Source organism: Klebsiella sp. BIGb0407, assembly GCF_024807845.1.
Lineage (GTDB): Bacteria > Pseudomonadota > Gammaproteobacteria > Enterobacterales > Enterobacteriaceae > JGM124.
In genome coordinates this window covers 81160-97091 of record NZ_JANUEQ010000001.1, presented here as the reverse complement: position 1 = coordinate 97091, position 15932 = coordinate 81160, and the positions used below count along the sequence as shown (strand labels likewise).

Here is a 15932-nt window from a genome sequence, read left to right as displayed (position 1 = left end):
TTTTTGTCATAACCGTATTTTTCATATTACATCTGACTTATCACCGACGGAGAACGCGGGAAATTTGAGTCTGATAAATCAAATCAGAAGATTACTTAGCTCTATCTTGCTTGTTTATGGCTAAAATAAGCGTAATAACCAGCGCCACCAGAGACAGTGCATCGTGCTCACTGCCCTGACGCTGGGCGTTTGATTTTTAGGATGCCATGATATGAATTCCAGAGTATACCGTTGCGCCACCACATTACTTCTTTCACTCATCGTCAGCAAAATGGCGTTTGCCTCATCAGATGAAACGAGTTGTCCCTGGGGGGCGCCGGGCTGTTTAATCGATAGCCCGCCGGTACTGGGTGTATACAATGATACACGTGATAACTTGCTGCGTTTGCTCGGTGAAAAAGCGGCGCTGTCCTTACCCGGCCAGCCGATACCGACTGACTTCACCCGCAGCCGTGATTTCTACTTCGGCCCGCACCTTGATGCCTGGTATCGCTTTACACCCCCCGCAGAACAAAACACCGTTCAACCTGCTATCGCTGAAGTGAAAGCGTCACTCGCACGTCTGGGCTTAGCCGACGTGGAACCTGACTATAGCGATGAGGACTCGCTTGAGAATCGTTTTGTCTCGATGACGGCGCAATCTGATGAAAATTTTCTTTCAGCCCTGCTGACGGATGACAGCCTGACCCAGGAACAGCGACAGGCGCTGGCGAAAGTCAGGATCGTTATTGATGGCAGTGAGGAGAGTCAGGCAAGGATTGATGCTCTCAATTTTCCTGCGGGCTCCATGGCAAATCAGTTCAAAACCTATCTGTCTGCTGCCAATGACTTCTATAGCGGTAACTATGCCGAGGCTGAACCCTTGTGGCTGGCACTCAAGGAAAGCCAGCAGCCCTGGCTTGCTGAAGCGAGTAGCTATATGCTTATCCGCAATGCGCTGAATACCAGTAGCCAGAATGCCGCAGGTGAATACGGTGATTTTGATGTCAATAAAGTGGATCCGCAGGCGGCAAAACTGGCATTAAAATGGGCCAATGATTATCTTCAGCGCTGGCCAACAGGAGAATATGCGGCGTCCACTACCGGTCTGTTACGGAGAATTAACTGGTATCTGCAGGACACAGATAGCCTGGCAAAACTTTATGAAACTGCATTTGCTGAGGCTAAAGACGTCAACAGTCTGGTAGCGCTTATCGCTGAGAATGACAATAAATTGCAGAGCCGGGATAACAACTGGAATGACGCATTTTATCGCTACTCGCCTGATGCGCCGTTGCTCACCTTTACCCAGGCGTTGCGTATGATGCGCAATACGAATTGCGATGAACGGCAACCCTGTGCTGACAAAGCCTATCTGGATGAAATCAAACCCGTATTCGAACAGTCAAATACGCTGAATTACTGGCACTATCTCAACGAAATGCTGGCCTATCAGAAAAAAGATTATGCGCAGGTAATCCGTGAAATTAAGCCTGTTAGCCATTTGCCGGAAAACGATATTTTAGCCTTCAGTGAACAGGCGCTGTATGGCAATGCTCTGATGGCGCAAGAAAAATGGTCCCAGGCAAAGGAACACTGGTCACAGCTACTGGCATCCACCAGGAATGTGGAACAGCAGCAATATCTGCAAAGCCAGCTGGCAGCGACTCTGGTTGAGTCAAATAATATTGCTGATATTTTTGCCGCCGCCAGCCCGATAACCAACCTGCGCTACCGCTCTGTAGTGCTTAAAACACGGGCTGATGCTGATTTTTTACGCCAGCAGGTGGCTTCGGCACCGAATAACGAAGAGCGAACTATCGCCCTGCATACCTTATTGATGCGTGACTTGATAGAGGCGCGCTATGCGGACTGGCTGGCAGATAAAGCACTGGCGAGCCATATTTCACAGCCGGTTATTGGTGATGCCTTTGCGGATGTCTCCTTGAGCATTTTTGACTGGCCTGGCGAGCACATCAAAGATGGCTACTTCTGCTCATCACTCACTAAAACCGTCAGCGTACTGAGTAAGAACAACCGCGACGGACATGCGTTAAATTGCCTGGGTGAGTTTCTGCGAATCAGTGATGCGCGCATTTCGCTGGGACAAGACTCCCCGGGAAACATCGCCCTCGATGCTCTTACCTCCGACGATAAATTTATCGGCCAGCCCAGCCGTCAGGATTATTACCGGCAGATCATCAATGACGCCAAGAGTGAGCCGGAAGATAAGAGCTATGCGTTGTACCGGGCGATTATGTGTTATGCCCCTTCCGGTTATAACGACTGTGGAGGCGCTGACGTTGATAAACATGTGCGTAAAGGCTGGTTCACTCAGCTGAAATCACAGTATCCAGGAAGTGTATGGGCGCAAAAACTCAAATACTACTGGTAGGGTTGCTGATAGCCGGGCTGTTCAGTTTTCCCGCTCACGCCCGGGTTAACGCCGAAGAGCATCGGGCATTCTGGCTCTGGTCCGGCGTAAAACCCGGGGAGGCGCTACGCCAGGCTCAGGTGGTTTACCTGCATCAGGGTGAGCTGGTCACGCGCAGCGGACGGGTGGTTTTTGAGCGGGTAGGATTACCCGTGAGTCGATTGACCTTTCCCCGTATCTGGCTAACGGTACGCATAACAACCCTTGATATGCCAGCTGATGCCTGGCGGCGGATTATTTTGTTGCTGGACCGCTGGGAGATCGCGGGAAATCAGGTTGTCGGATTACAAATCGATTTTGACGCGGCAACCCACCGTTTAAACGATTATGCGGCATTCTTGCGTGAGATCCGTCAGCAGCTGCCCGCGCGTTACGCGCTCGGGGTCACCGGTTTACTGGACTGGGCAAAAACGGGGGATATATCAACCCTCAATACCTTACCTATTGATGAGATTGTGGTGCAAAGCTATCAGGGGCGGCATACGGTCACCGATTATTCCCAGTATTTACCGGCCCTGAGCAAGCTGAAAATCCCTTTCTCTATCGGCCTGGTTCAGCATGGCGACTGGGATGACCAGTATGAAAAATCGCTGGCAAACTCTCCCTGGTATCGTGGCACCGTGGTTTTTATGCTTCGGAATAAAACTGAGCACTGACTTGTCATGGTTATGACCGGGAAGACGACGCTTTCCGGACGGCAAAGGTCAAAAGGACAGCGGCTAAAACCGTCACAGCCAACATATACCACAGCATAACTCTGTAAGAGATAGCGGTAATCATCAGACTTGAGATCAGAAATGAAAGTGAAAAAGGGATACTGGTCATAGCCTCAAGTGATGTATTCGCCCTGCCCTGAATGGATGCCGGAAGTTTTGTCTGAATCAGCGTATCCAGCCCCACCATAGACGGTGGCAACCCGAAACCAAACAGGGCGCAGCTGAGGTAAATAAGCGGCATTGCTGACGCAAATAGCCCGGCTATACCCAGCGCCTGAATAAAAAAACCGCCGAGGATAAGTAACTCCGGAGGTGTTTTCTTGATCAGTCTTATCGACAATATTCCCCCGAGAACCGCCCCGATGCCCTGAGCTGAGATCAGTTGCCCGATAACGGACAAGGGCTGATTCAGGTGCTCAAGAATACTGAACAGAATCACCTCGTAAAACCCTGCAACCAAAAGCGTTACCAACAGGCAGAGTACACATGAACGAATAAGAGAAACGCTCCATAACCCCTTCACGCCATCCATCAACCCAGAAAATGAGAATGCAGAAATATTCGCTTCCTGGCGGTAGTCACTATTTTTTACTTCAAGATTTAGAAATAAAACAGCGGAGATAATCAGAGAGAGACTGACAAACCAGACAAAGAAATGACTTCCAAAAGTGGTATATAAATAGACACCCAGTATGGGGGCTGTCAGTCTCACCGTTTCCCGAAGCGTTCTGAGCACCGCATTGATTTCGCCTATGTCCTTTTTTTCATAATTATTGACTACAAGACAAACGCGTGCGGAATTAAATACCACATACCCTAACCCATAGATAAAAGCTGAAATTAATAACAATATAAACTGATATTTTTCATGCGCGAACTGAAGAGTGAGTATGGATGCTGCCATAACAAGGTTGGTAAATACCATAATACTGTCCTTTTTCAGGCTGTCTATGGCATTTCCTGTAAGTGGAGCAATTAATGAAGGGATAATAAAACAGAAAAGTACCAGCCCCGCGTCTGATGTACTTCCAGTTAGCTGTTTAGCCCACAGCGCAAAGACAATATATACCGACGTATCTGCAATAACCGAGAGGCCGTAACCTGCCAGCAGTCTTCTAATTCCGGGTAACTTGAGTAATGAATCATTCCGTGTCATCAACAATTTTCCATTAAGCCTAATATTTGCATAATTGTATGCGTTATTCTCTGTATATCAGGAGTCAGAGTTTTGTCAGAGAAATAGGCGATAAAGAGTACCCTGCTAAACTTCATTTTCAATCTGATAACTGAATTTAGTACGACGAGGTGAGACTTATTCAGCTTTTTTAAGATAATCGAAAAAATTGATAACGGCTTGCACTCGCTTTGCTCGTTGCGTGTTTTGGGTATAGTAAAAATAGACGGCCGGGTACATCGGCCAGTATGTATCCAGTATCGGGATAAAATCCTCGCGATCCGCCATTCTGGCATGCAGCGGTTCAAATATACGCCCTATTCCTATTCCCGCTTTTACCGCATCACAGACTGCATCAGTATCGTTACATATCATGGCTGAAGCGATCTCGGGGTGAATCGATAGACCGTCCTCAAGAAGGGTCAGGGATGAAATACGATTAGAGGTGGTGAACCGGTAAGTAATCAGCCGGTGTGCGGAAAGACAACCAGGCGTTTCGGGAAACCCATATTTCTTAATATACTCTTCTGAAGCATAAAGCCCCATTCGGAATGCCGGATAAATTTTTCTGGCAACCATTCCTTCACTGACGGTATCCCCGAAACGAATCCCGAGATCGAATCCCTCGTCAACCAGACCAACAGCACCATCGTTAATAGACAACTCCAGTTGTATATCCGGATAGGTTTGATGAAATTCAGCAAGCCCCGGCTTCACGATAAGCTGATAGGCAAAGCGAGAAAGCGTGATCCTAACGGGTCCTGAAGGTATTTCTCCCAAACTTTGGATGTCCTCCATCGCCAGATCCAAGGTAGCGATCGCCTCCTTTGTTTTCAGCAGCAGATTTCTTCCGGCATCCGTGAGACTGATTCTGCGTGTGGTTCGGGTGAATAGCGGGACGCCGGTTTTAGTCTCAAGAAGCTTCAGTGATTTACTGACCGAAGGCGCTGAAACACCTAATTTACGTGCTGCGGCAGAAATACTTCCCTCGCGAGCGATGACATGGAGGATGGTCAGCTGACCGTAAGTCGGATTATCCATTATTAACTTTTAGTTAAGAGTTTAGGTCATTGATGCAGTCTACTCGCTGTCCGTCGGATTATCTATATTGGAGCTCTTCGGCACATAACAGAGGGTTATTGAATGGGCTCTGATATTGCCGTGGATGGTGGGTTCAGTATTTAACACTCTTTAGCACTCTTCTTTCGGGATGGATATAAAATGAAAAACATACTTATTATTTCAGGTCATCCGAATCTGAATAAATCTTTGGCGAATGCGACTATTCTTGATGAGGTTACCAGAGAATTACCAGAAGTGAATATCCGTCGCCTTGACGAACTCTATCCTGCTTATCAGTTTGATATTCACGCCGAGCAGCAAGCATTATTAGACGCCGATTTGATTATCTGGCAGTTTCCTTTTTCATGGTATTCACTCCCAGGCATGATGAAATTATGGGTCGATGAAGTATTTACTCACGGATTCGCACATGGCTCAACGGCAAAACTTGCTGGTAAAAAGTTGCTGCTTTCTTTCACGACAGGTGCCCCAGAAGTGGCCTACACACCGGCTGGTTTTTTTGGACACAACATTGAAGAGTATCTGCCTCAATTTGAGACCACAGCTGCTCTGTGTAATCTTGAATATACAGGTGCCATTTATACTCACGGCGTAAGTTATACCGGTCGGGATGATGAAGAAAAAAGATCCGATCAAATATCTTCAGCGCGTGAGCATGCTGGCCGCCTGATTAAAATTATCAGAAATATCTCCGTTTAATTAGCATCAGCAACCTAAGGTTCAGTCATGTTTATCATTAATATCACCGTTAACGCCGATATTACCGCGCAAACTCAAAATGAAATGTTCCCCATTCACGTCAAATGGCTGGAGAAATATTTTCAGGCTGGAAAGTTTTTGATGCTGGGTCCCTATATAGATACTGATGCCCATGCCGGCGTTATTTTTGCCCGGGTAAATAGCAGAAACGAACTACAGTCGATTCTTGATGAAGACTGCTATTATCCTGATTTTGCTCAGTATGAAGTGCGTGAATTCACGCCTAAGTTTATTGCAAAAGACTTTACTGACGCGGCCAAATAAAAAAACACTCGCCCTGTTGAAGGGGATATCCCCAGATAATTCGTCTTGTCTTCAGGCGCCAGGTTCAGCCCGTCGATGAGCATAGATAAACTATGCAACTCGACGGGCCGTACGCAGGCAGCATGGAGTATGACAGAGAAGAAATATCATTCATTCAGAGAGTCGATACTTCTCAAATTAGCCCGTACTTATTTAAGCTGAAGAGGCAGCCGGTAATATTTTCTTTAAAATATCGTTCAACGTGACAACACCACACATCTTCAGCCCGTCCATCACAACGGCGAACTGCACGCTTGATTTGCGCATCAGGGCTAATGACTCATAGATAGGCGTCGAGGCATCAAGAATAAAGGCCGGGCGCGCTATCTCATAGGCAGGACGGTCATCATGCTCCATCAGCGTATCCCGCAGGTGTACAACAAGGGGCGTTGATTCCGCTTCGCCTAACAGAAGTATTCGTTGATGGCCAGATTGCTGCGCCGCATCACGAATATCAGCAACCTTCACACCCGTATGAAGAGATGTCGGTTCATTTTTCTCCACCAGCAGCGTTTTCACCTGAACGGTAACAAGGTCAATCAGGCTTGAGATCTGCTGCTGAACTTGCGGTTCGAGCGTTCCTGTATTTGCTGAGTGCTCAACAAGCTGACGAATGGTGGCTATATCCTGCCCGCCAACGGCAGCACTCTCCACCGGTTCAACACCGGCGGCTCTCACCAGACGGTTTGCCAGGCTATTCAGCCAGCGCATCAAAGAGCGTAATGGCCATATATAGACTTGAGCAATAATACCCACCGCCAATGCCGAACGCTCCGGGTTGGCGATTGCCCAGGATTTGGGTGCCATTTCACCGATCACTAAGTGTAAAAATGTCACCACAAAGAAGGCGAGAACAAAAGAGGTTCCCCCTGCTATCCAGAGCGGCATTCCCCAGGCGGCAAGCAAGGGTTCAAGCCAGAAATCGACGGCAGGCTTGGTTATCGCACCCAGGGCAAACGTACAAAAGGTGATACCCAGTTGAGCGCCAGCCAGCATTAAGGTTAAGTCATTCATACCGCGCAGTGCTGCCCTGGCTGAGCGGCTATTGGCGGCCATTTCCTCTAAACGATGTCTGCGGGAGCCGAGAAGCGCAAATTCAATAATAACAAACAGGCCACTGAGTACAATTAAAGCGACTGTTGCTAAGGTGACAAACAACGGATCGTTCATCGGGACTCCTCACTCATGACTTCTTCCACTAACCAAACCCGGACTTGAGTTGGGACGTAGCGCTCAACCTCCAAAATATCAACCACTAGCTTTCTCTGGAGCGGGACATCGGCCACCAAATCAGCCGGGTCAACAGGTAACAGGATAGTCACCGAATCCCCTTTAGCGGGCAGTGCGCCGAGTTCAGCAATCAGCATTCCTGAAACGGTTTCAACCTCATTACGCGGAAGCTCATAGCCAATCGCGCGTTCGACTTCATCCAGGGGAGCATCACCGTCCATCAGCCAGACATTTTCTCCGCCCGGAGTCACGGAGTCTCCTGTCTCGAGATCATGCTCATCGGTAATTTCACCGACGATTTCTGCTGCAAGGTCTTCTAGCGTCAGAATGCCGGCAAAACCACCATATTCATCAATAACGCAGGCAAGTTGGTTTTTGCTGCGGATTAATTGACTGAGCGCATCAGGAAGCGGCATCAGCGTAGGGATAACAGCAGCATCCTTCATTATCGTCGAGACTGGCTGGTCGTTATTGCCTTCAGAGAAACTTGCCAGTACATCTTCCAAATGAACAATACCGACAGGCGTATCGTCCTCAACAACTGGGTAGCGAGTATGGCCTTTCGCCATCATCTCACGCAGTTCACCTATTGTTGTTTCCGGGGTGAGCCAGTCGACCTGGAACCGCGGGATCATGGCATGTTCGGCGTCACGCTGAGGAAAGTCGAGAATTCTGTCCATCATCAGGGAAAGTTCGACCGGAAGATCGCCACTATCACGCGAGTCTGCGATGATGTGGGGAAGATCGTTAGCGGACACGCTGACATCCAGATCATGGACCGGTTCGATACGCAGAATTTTTAAAAAAAGATTCGCAGATTTATCGAAGAAGCTAATAAGCCAGCCAAATACAGCCAGATAAATAAGGGTTGAGTTCGCTAATTTCCTGGCAAGCGGTTCTGAGTTGGCAATAGCGAGGTTTTTTGGAAATAGCTCACCAAAAATCATCTGGATAATGGTTGCCGCTACCAAGGCAAGCACAGTACCTATGGTTATACCCACTTCGACAGGAATACCCGCGCCACCGAGAATCACACCAAATGACCGACCGATAAGGGGTTCTGCGATAAAACCAACGATAAGCCCGGTAACGGTGATACCTAACTGTGCACCGGACAGCATAAAACTTGTACGTTTGGTCACGGCCAGAGCGCGTTTGGCGGCTAAGTCACCTTCCGCAGCACGAGCGGCAAGTTTAGTGCGGTCAACCGCCATATAAGCGAATTCTTGCGCGACGAAATAACCGTTGAGAGCGATGATGAAGAGGATAAGTAATATCCCCAGAAGGAGGATGAGGATTGATTCAATCATCATATTGTCCCCCACAAAGATACTAAATTACTATAGGTCTTGCTGGAGGCGGTTGACGATTCTGTTCTGTCCACTGTGTGTTTAATAAATCCCTGGTTATTAGAGTTGCGTAATCTATATCAGTATTCCTTTTACATCGTCAAGTGGCTGCATTGCCGACAAAATCAGCACGCTCAATCTGGATAAGACCTTACGCCAATAATTTACTGAATATTTACCAAAAACTTACTAAAAAATGACGCATAATTGTAATTATTAAAGTCCTGAATTCAGGAAATATAATAATAAATATGCGTGAAGATGAATATCACTCGGCTAAATAACCCCCATCAATGGGATAAGTGCCTCCGGTACAGAATCCCGCATTTTCTGAGAGCAAAAACAATATGAAGTCTGCTACTTCCCGCATTCTGGCCATTCTTTTCATAGGGTGGCTATTTGCGAAACTGCGGACGATATCTTCGGGAAACTCACTCATTCGTGGAGTTTCGACATAGCCTGGAGCCACGGCATTGATTCGAATACCGTGACAGGCAAACTCCAGTGCTGCGGTTTGGGTTAAACCAATGATGCCGTGTTTAGCTACGGTGTAAGGTGCCAGCCCGGGAATGCCAACCAGGCCATTTACTGCCGATAAATTAACGATAGAGCCACCAAACTTCATCATCTGAGCTATTTCATATTTCAGACAATAAAAAACGCCACTCAATGAGGTGGCAATGACCTTATCCCAGTTTTCAACGGTCTGCTCTGTAATATTTTTACCATGTTCACCGGTTAAGCCTGCATTATTTACAGCATAATCAATCCTGCCGAAATAATTGATAACCTCATCAATCATTTGACGTACTTGTTCGGGCCGAGATACATCACATCCGATCCCAATCGCTTCTTGTCCCTGGGATGATAATAGTTTCGCTTTTTGTTTAGCTTGCTCTGACGAGCGGGATACAATGACGACATAAGAGCCATGTTTATGTAATTGTTCTGCGACGGCCTCACCTATACCAGTGGTACTTCCTGTTATAACAGCGACTTTATTCTGGAAATTCATAACTCCCCCCTATGAAGTTGAATGGCATCTTTCATCCGGGATAGTGTACAAAATAGCTGTGACAATTTTTGTCAGTACTCTTTCCCTGCATCGATACCCTCTTTCACTCTCCATTTTTTCAATAAAACAGCCCTGCTTTCACTGAAGGTGGAATCCAGTTGTACAATCTCTTCAATTTTGTCCGTCCTGAAATGACGAAAATCATTTCTCATCTCACACCATGCAGCCAGAAGCCAGCATGACTCCATATATACCAATGCGACGGGCCATATTATTCGGGAAGAGTGAACGTCTTTCTTGTCACAATACTTTATTTTGACTTTCTTTCGCTTGCTTATAGCGTTGCGGATTTCTTCAAAAAACACCTCATTTTTTTCTGAGGGGCCAGTAAGATAAGATTGACTCTCAATAAGGCTTTTTAATTCACCGGGAATGACGGCATGTATTTTTGCGAGTACGTTTCTCGCGGTATTTTTGAAATCAGAATCTGTATTATGAGATACCCAATTTAACCCAAGCGTAATAGCATTTATTTCATCATGCGATAAATTTAAAGGTGGTAAATGAAAGTCCGACTTCACGATATAGCCAATACCTGCGCCACCTTCAATACGCAGACCTTGATGCTGTAGCGTTTTTATATCTCTGTAGATCGAGCGCAAACTTATGCCTAATCGTTCTGAAAGCGTTGATGCCGTGACAGGATATCTTTGCGCCCTTAATATTTGTAGTAATTCGAAAAGCCTTTCCGTTCTGGTCATATTGATAAGTCCATCTTAATCCTGAGATCATGCTTTCAAGCAATTGCCGGATAAGCATCTTAGTACAAATCAAGCATACGTGTTTAAACTGACCTGCTCTCCGTTGATTAACACATCGGTATGTTACAGGAAATAGCACGATCCCAGGACTACAAGATATCTATGTGATTCAAAGACAATGAAGAAAGATTTAAATATTGATCAGGCCTTTTTTTGTAAGGCACTCACGATAGCATCTCCCAGTGCTTTAGCGGATGCAGGGTTTTGCCCTGTAATAAGCTGTCCGTCAACAACGACTTTATTTTCGAAGATAGGTGCTTCCTCAAAGATTGCCCCATTTTTTTCTAATGCGGCCTCCAGTTCAAATGGCACTATTTTATCGTAATGCCTGAAAGCTTCTTCTTCCGCAGTAAATCCTGTCAGATGACGCCCCTTGAGCAACGATTCTCCATTGCTGAGTTTTATATTCAATAATCCGGCAGGTCCGTGGCAAACAGCACTAATAATTTTATTATTCTCATACATGGTTTTAACGATCGATTCGAGCTGGGGATTATTCACAAAGTCCCACATAGGGCCATGACCCCCGACGAGTAGAATGACACTGTATGCATCAGGATTAACGTCTTTAAGCGGTATTGAATTGGCCAGTTTATTTCGATGTTCAGGATCCGTCCAAAAATCAAGACTTGCACGGTCTTTCAAGTCGAATCCATCAAAGGGAGGTAGCCCGCCTTCAGGACTTGCAATATCATAACTAATACCAGCGTTATCAAAAACCTCGACAGGGTGAGTCAGTTCAGGAAACCAAAAACCACCAACAAGATCTGGCGTTTTTTTATCGAGGCTGGAAACGACAATAAGGATTTTTTCTCCCTTAAGATTGCTTTGAGCAAAAACAAGCGGTGATGCCGTATAAAAGAATACGGATGCCAGGATACAGGAACAAAATTTTAGAATTGACACAGATAGTTTCTCCGGTGAGTGGTATGTGGCGACTCTATCGGAAAGAAATCAGGATGGATAGACGCTAAAAATGGGATAGGATGTTTAATAAAACGATGTAATAAACACTGATTGTTTCCGTATGCTACTGTATGGTTAATCAATCATTTGTATTGAATGGCTTGAGATGCTATGCGGCAGTCCGATATTTTTGATGGTTTAAACGAGTTCCTGGCCATCGCAAAACATATGAGTATTAGAAAAGCAGCGATTGATTTGGGCAGAACCCCAGGAGCGGTAAGTATTGCACTCCAGAAACTGGAGCATCGTCTTGGGTCATCGCTCTTTCATCGGACAACGCGCAGGATGTCACTCACCGAAACGGGTGAGCGTCTTCTTGAACAAATCATCCCCGCAACACAGGCTATTGCGAATAGCGTTGAAGAAATCGCACAATCAGCAAAGATGCCCGCAGGAAGGTTGAAATTGATTGTAGAGCGTTTAGCTCTGCCTCATGTTATTGAACCTCTTTTACCTGTATTCAGAAAGGCCTGGCCGAACATACATGTTGATATTACCGTCAGTAATCGACACGAAAACTTTGTATCCGAGGGTTATGATGCGGGGATCATGATTGGTTCATATATTGAACTCGACATGATTGCTATAAGGCTGTCACCACCATTCAGATGGGCAGTCTTCGGATCTCCCGAATATTTTCAAAAAAATGGAAAACCAGAGCAGGTGAGAGATCTTGAACTGCATGAGTGTATTCGTTTTCGCCGTCCCGAGAAGGGAGATATTTATCGCTGGGAGTTTGTTGAAAATAATCAAAATAAAAGATTTGAACCTCAGGGTTCGATTACTGTGAATGACGGGGAATTAATGCGTAATCTTGCTGTCAGGGGAACAGGGTTAATCTATTCATCCACGTTTCATACATCGCGGGAGCTCGCCAACGGCACGCTGGAAGTCGCCCTGCTCGATCAGTCTCCCAGTCATGATGGGCTGTTCCTGTATTTTCCCAGTTCAGCGAAGAATCAACCCAAATTACGCGCATTTATCGACCTGTGCTCAGATTTACTAAAAACATAAATCACATGATATTTAATGTATCCAGAAGGTAAATGCCATCATTGCGACATAATGTGAGTTAATCAGCCCGCTCTACGATAAGTTGCAGCCTTGGATAATGTTCCAGCCACTTTTTTTCCGATATCCGTTCCATGACAACGCTCAATCTTTCACCCTCAAATGGGGGCGTCGGCCGTAAACGTAACCCGAACAAATCATCAAGCCCATAGGGTGCAATAATCTCGATATTATTCGTGTCACTGACTCTGACGGCAACCGCTGTCGCGGTCTCAGTCCAATATCGTAGAGCATTCTCCGTTGAACTATAGGGTGCATTGTTGTTGCGTTGATGCATTCTGGCTTGATTTTTAACTGACCAGTTGTACGCTGAAGATCGCTGAATCAGTGTCTTCTCCAGGCCGATATCGTGTTCCAGGCTACAATTCTGAGCGTTGAACCAGACGACGTCTACATCACCGGTGATTGCTCTCTGCCCGTATCCGTGTAAATGATCCCATACCGCATTTCGTACAAATCCAGCGCCTATCCAGCCATCGCTCAGCTTTAATTCTCTAATGATATAAAGGGCTTTCATTCTTACAGGATCATTTAACAATAATGTTTGTAATGCCAGCTGGTGCTTGATTTCAAGTGCTTGAACGCTGTGTTTGCGCCTTATTTCAGTTGTCATCTCTTGAGTTCCTGTTCTCCATTAGTCAGGCTTTGATATATTGATGCATTCATATACACAAATGTCTTAAATCTGTTGGACTCCGCATCTGCACAGACAGGAAAATCACGTTCAGTTTTATTGTCCATGAAAAGGATAAATCATGTTAATTATTTTTAGTGGATTACCCGGGTCTGGGAAAAGTACTATCGCACGTGCACTTGCCAAAAAAATGAATGCCGTATATTTACGAATTGACACCATAGAGCAAGCAATTCTCGATTCCAAAGATGCATATGAGGAAATGGGCCCTGCGGGTTACTTTGTCGCCTATGCATTAGCTCGCGAAAACCTGAGTACAGGATTAACCATTATCACTGATTCAGTTAACCCAATGCTGCTGACCAGAAATGCTTATCGTGATGTCGCTCTCTCTGCGGGATCGCAATTTTTGGAAATAGAGATTATTTGTTCCGATCTGACTGAACATCGTTCTCGTGTAGAAAACAGGAGCACCGATATCCCGGGGTTAAACCTACCGGACTGGAATGCCGTAATCCATCGTCATTACGAACCATGGAACAGAGACCGTCTGATACTTGATAGCTCAACGTTATCCGTGTCTCAGAGCGTTGAAAAGATTATAGAATCTATTAAGAGTATAAAAAACAATCTTATTAGCCAGAATGAAACTATCCTTTAATCATCACTTGGTGATGGGTTCACCGAACATACTACAGTGGCATGATCCCACCATGCGTTGTGATTAACTCTGATTGCCAGCACGTTAAATTGCGCTTTCTGTATCTCATCCGTTAAAGCCGGGAGCGGTTTCAAAGTACGCCAGGGTTGAGCGTCTTTCAGTAAGTGATACCTGAGCGGATCGTGATTTCAAACAGTCCGATACTTGGTTAATCAGGGCAAAGAAATCGTGATTGACTACAAGCTCATAGTAGATTCCAATTTTTGCTCATATCGTTGGGTAAGCCCGGCATTAGGGCTTACCCAACACGTGGAATAAAAATATGCAGATACCATCCAGACAAACATTATGATTAAAGTGAACAGTTAGCTAGGATGAATAAGGTGTTTGCATATCGTATACCATGAAATTTTGCCGATTTACTGTTAGATAAGGAGAACCTGCTCGTGACGAAAGAGAATCGATCGAGCCGTAGACCCCCTATACCCTATGTTTATCCCGATGCTCTGCGGCAGAGTATTGAGCATTTACCTTCGGTACCCGGGGTCTATTTCTTTTATGGCGAAAGTGACACATTGCCATTGTACATCGGCAAAAGCGTGAATATACGCTCTCGGGTGCTGGCGCATCTGCGTAATCCAGCCGAAGCAGCTCTATTAAGTCAAAGTCGCAAAGTGACTTTTCGGCAAACAGCAGGTGAATTAGGTGCATTATTGCTTGAAGCGCATTTAATCAAACGTTTGACACCATTATTTAATAAACGGCTACGCAAGCTGCGTCAACTCTACACTCTACGACTAACAGAACAGACTATCTCTATTGTTGGACTGCGGGAAACTGAGATTGGTCGTACGCCCAATATTTACGGGTTGTATAAAAATAGTCATTTAGCCAAGGAAGCGCTCAAGCGAATTGCCGATGAACATCGCTTGTGCTACAGCCTGCTTGGACTTGAAAAACTCCCCCCCAATCGTCCTTGTTTTCGCTATGCGTTAAATAAATGCTCTGGTGCTTGCTGCGCAGAAATTAGTCTCAGTGAGCATCGCGGTCGTTTACTGGCCGCACTTAAATCTATTGAAGTTCTTTGCTGGCCCTGGCGCGGCAGGATCGCTGTATATGAGCACAGTGAATGCTGTCAGTGCTATCATATCATCCATAATTGGGCATGGCTCGGCGACGTTGACAGTCTGGAAAATGCCTCTAAATTAACCTCAGTTGTTGATGGTTATGACATTGATAGTTATAAGATCCTCGTAAAGTTATTACTTTCCGGACACTACAATATAAGTGAGATAGATATAAATTAAACAGGCGCTGAAAATTAGTAGTATGTTTTAATACTTATGGTATTTACAATATGACTAACCAAGCTAGCAGGTATTTTGTATCTTAGTTAAGAAAAGAGTGAACATGCTCTTTTCGTTCGCTCAGTGGTACTAAATCTTCGCTCATAATCTTAGGAGCGACCATACCTGCTTGTTTAATTTCCATCGGGCAAACGGGTTCAGATTTATACAGAAAACAGTATTATATTCAGCCGGAAAAACCAAAACAAAACGGGTTTATTAAGCGTTTTCATGGATCGTTTCTTCCTGAATGTTCAAATTCATATTAATCTGAATCACTGAACCAGGTAAAAAAATAATTCACGCAAGTTTTTTTTGATATATCGCGAAAAAAGTAAAACACTAGAAAAAACGCTAAGAATAGGAAGTCATTCACTAAGTAAATAACCAA

General features: G+C 45.5%; 16 protein-coding genes and 1 pseudogene. 8 read left to right on the top strand and 9 right to left on the bottom strand.

Annotated features, from left to right (window positions below):
• Positions 1-211 precede the first annotated feature (211 nt).
• Positions 212-2374, top strand: a complete 2163-nt coding sequence (locus tag M2387_RS00470; protein WP_409039364.1) for a hypothetical protein — start codon at positions 212-214, stop codon at positions 2372-2374.
• Positions 2344-3069 (top strand): DUF3142 domain-containing protein, encoded by a 726-nt coding sequence (locus M2387_RS00465; RefSeq protein ID WP_259046532.1) that lies wholly within the window; start codon positions 2344-2346, stop codon positions 3067-3069. The genes M2387_RS00470 and M2387_RS00465 overlap by 31 nt, the downstream gene beginning before the upstream one ends.
• A gap of 10 nt (positions 3070-3079) precedes the next feature.
• Here the strand turns inward: M2387_RS00465 and M2387_RS00460 are convergent, their stop codons facing one another.
• Both M2387_RS00460 and M2387_RS00455 read right to left on the bottom strand, forming a co-directional pair.
• On the bottom strand, positions 3080-4285 hold the full coding sequence (locus tag M2387_RS00460) for an MFS transporter (RefSeq protein WP_259046531.1): 1206 nt from the start codon (positions 4283-4285) through the stop codon (positions 3080-3082).
• 156 nt (positions 4286-4441) lie between these two features.
• Positions 4442-5344 (bottom strand): LysR family transcriptional regulator, encoded by a 903-nt coding sequence (locus tag M2387_RS00455; RefSeq protein ID WP_259046530.1) that lies wholly within the window; start codon positions 5342-5344, stop codon positions 4442-4444.
• A gap of 180 nt (positions 5345-5524) precedes the next feature.
• Here M2387_RS00455 and M2387_RS00450 point away from each other — a divergent pair, with 180 nt between their 5' ends.
• The gene (locus tag M2387_RS00450) at positions 5525-6085 is read left to right on the top strand and encodes an NAD(P)H-dependent oxidoreductase (protein WP_259046529.1); all 561 of its coding nucleotides are present in this window, start codon (positions 5525-5527) and stop codon (positions 6083-6085) included.
• Positions 6086-6112: 27 nt separating this feature from the next.
• Positions 6113-6409 carry a YciI family protein gene (locus M2387_RS00445; RefSeq protein WP_259046528.1) on the top strand — a complete coding sequence of 99 codons (297 nt, stop codon included), beginning with the start codon at positions 6113-6115 and terminating at the stop codon, positions 6407-6409.
• A 192-nt stretch (positions 6410-6601) separates the two neighbouring features.
• On the opposite strand, the gene M2387_RS00440 is transcribed toward M2387_RS00445, so the two are convergent.
• The 5 genes from M2387_RS00440 to M2387_RS00420 all read right to left on the bottom strand — a co-directional run bounded on the left by M2387_RS00440 (position 6602) and on the right by M2387_RS00420 (position 11769).
• Positions 6602-7618: a CNNM domain-containing protein gene (locus tag M2387_RS00440; RefSeq protein ID WP_259046527.1), complete on the bottom strand. Its 1017-nt coding sequence runs from the start codon at positions 7616-7618 to the stop codon at positions 6602-6604.
• Complete coding sequence (locus tag M2387_RS00435; protein ID WP_259046526.1) at positions 7615-8991, bottom strand: hemolysin family protein; 1377 nt, start codon at positions 8989-8991, stop codon at positions 7615-7617. Before M2387_RS00435 ends, M2387_RS00440 begins: the two co-directional genes overlap by 4 nt.
• Positions 8992-9295: 304 nt before the next feature.
• The gene (locus tag M2387_RS00430) at positions 9296-10042 is read right to left on the bottom strand and encodes an SDR family NAD(P)-dependent oxidoreductase (protein ID WP_259046525.1); all 747 of its coding nucleotides are present in this window, start codon (positions 10040-10042) and stop codon (positions 9296-9298) included.
• A gap of 71 nt (positions 10043-10113) precedes the next feature.
• Positions 10114-10803 (bottom strand): helix-turn-helix transcriptional regulator, encoded by a 690-nt coding sequence (locus M2387_RS00425; protein ID WP_259046524.1) that lies wholly within the window; start codon positions 10801-10803, stop codon positions 10114-10116.
• A 201-nt stretch (positions 10804-11004) separates the two neighbouring features.
• A complete protein-coding gene (locus tag M2387_RS00420; RefSeq protein ID WP_259046523.1) occupies positions 11005-11769 on the bottom strand; it encodes a type 1 glutamine amidotransferase domain-containing protein in 765 nt (254 codons plus the stop codon).
• 171 nt (positions 11770-11940) lie between these two features.
• On the opposite strand from M2387_RS00420, the gene M2387_RS00415 reads away from it, so the two are divergent.
• The gene (locus tag M2387_RS00415; RefSeq protein WP_259046522.1) at positions 11941-12843 is read left to right on the top strand and encodes a LysR family transcriptional regulator; all 903 of its coding nucleotides are present in this window, start codon (positions 11941-11943) and stop codon (positions 12841-12843) included.
• Positions 12844-12901: 58 nt separating this feature from the next.
• Here the strand turns inward: M2387_RS00415 and M2387_RS00410 are convergent, their stop codons facing one another.
• Positions 12902-13468, bottom strand: a complete 567-nt coding sequence (locus M2387_RS00410) for a nucleotidyltransferase family protein (protein ID WP_259048198.1) — start codon at positions 13466-13468, stop codon at positions 12902-12904.
• 187 nt (positions 13469-13655) lie between these two features.
• On the opposite strand from M2387_RS00410, the gene M2387_RS00405 reads away from it, so the two are divergent.
• Positions 13656-14195, top strand: coding sequence for a P-loop nucleotide/nucleoside kinase family protein (locus tag M2387_RS00405; protein WP_259046521.1), 540 nt, complete (start codon positions 13656-13658; stop codon positions 14193-14195).
• Here M2387_RS00405 and M2387_RS00400 read toward each other — a convergent pair.
• Positions 14192-14380: pseudogene (locus tag M2387_RS00400) on the bottom strand (class I SAM-dependent methyltransferase); the annotation flags it as partial. The gene M2387_RS00405 and the pseudogene M2387_RS00400 sit on opposite strands and share 4 nt — an antisense overlap.
• 261 nt (positions 14381-14641) lie before the next feature.
• On the opposite strand from M2387_RS00400, the gene cho reads away from it, so the two are divergent.
• On the top strand, positions 14642-15502 hold the full coding sequence (cho, locus tag M2387_RS00395; protein WP_259046520.1) for an excinuclease Cho: 861 nt from the start codon (positions 14642-14644) through the stop codon (positions 15500-15502).
• Between the two features lie 143 nt (positions 15503-15645).
• The gene (locus tag M2387_RS25850; protein WP_409039499.1) at positions 15646-15810 is read left to right on the top strand and encodes an integrase core domain-containing protein; all 165 of its coding nucleotides are present in this window, start codon (positions 15646-15648) and stop codon (positions 15808-15810) included.
• Positions 15811-15932 lie beyond the last annotated feature (122 nt).

Excerpts from the sequence above, each read along its gene's own strand:
- M2387_RS00470 (WP_409039364.1), top strand. The coding sequence starts at position 212 with ATGAATTCCAGAGTATACCGTTGCGCCACCACATTACTTCTTTCACTC.
- M2387_RS00465 (WP_259046532.1), top strand. The coding sequence starts at position 2,344 with ATGGGCGCAAAAACTCAAATACTACTGGTAGGGTTGCTGATAGCCGGG.
- M2387_RS00460 (WP_259046531.1), bottom strand. The coding sequence starts at position 4,285 with ATGACACGGAATGATTCATTACTCAAGTTACCCGGAATTAGAAGACTG.
- M2387_RS00455 (WP_259046530.1), bottom strand. The coding sequence starts at position 5,344 with ATGGATAATCCGACTTACGGTCAGCTGACCATCCTCCATGTCATCGCT.
- M2387_RS00450 (WP_259046529.1), top strand. The coding sequence starts at position 5,525 with ATGAAAAACATACTTATTATTTCAGGTCATCCGAATCTGAATAAATCT.
- M2387_RS00445 (WP_259046528.1), top strand. The coding sequence starts at position 6,113 with ATGTTTATCATTAATATCACCGTTAACGCCGATATTACCGCGCAAACT.
- M2387_RS00440 (WP_259046527.1), bottom strand. The coding sequence starts at position 7,618 with ATGAACGATCCGTTGTTTGTCACCTTAGCAACAGTCGCTTTAATTGTA.
- M2387_RS00435 (WP_259046526.1), bottom strand. The coding sequence starts at position 8,991 with ATGATGATTGAATCAATCCTCATCCTCCTTCTGGGGATATTACTTATC.
- M2387_RS00430 (WP_259046525.1), bottom strand. The coding sequence starts at position 10,042 with ATGAATTTCCAGAATAAAGTCGCTGTTATAACAGGAAGTACCACTGGT.
- M2387_RS00425 (WP_259046524.1), bottom strand. The coding sequence starts at position 10,803 with ATGACCAGAACGGAAAGGCTTTTCGAATTACTACAAATATTAAGGGCG.
- M2387_RS00415 (WP_259046522.1), top strand. The coding sequence starts at position 11,941 with ATGCGGCAGTCCGATATTTTTGATGGTTTAAACGAGTTCCTGGCCATC.
- M2387_RS00405 (WP_259046521.1), top strand. The coding sequence starts at position 13,656 with ATGTTAATTATTTTTAGTGGATTACCCGGGTCTGGGAAAAGTACTATC.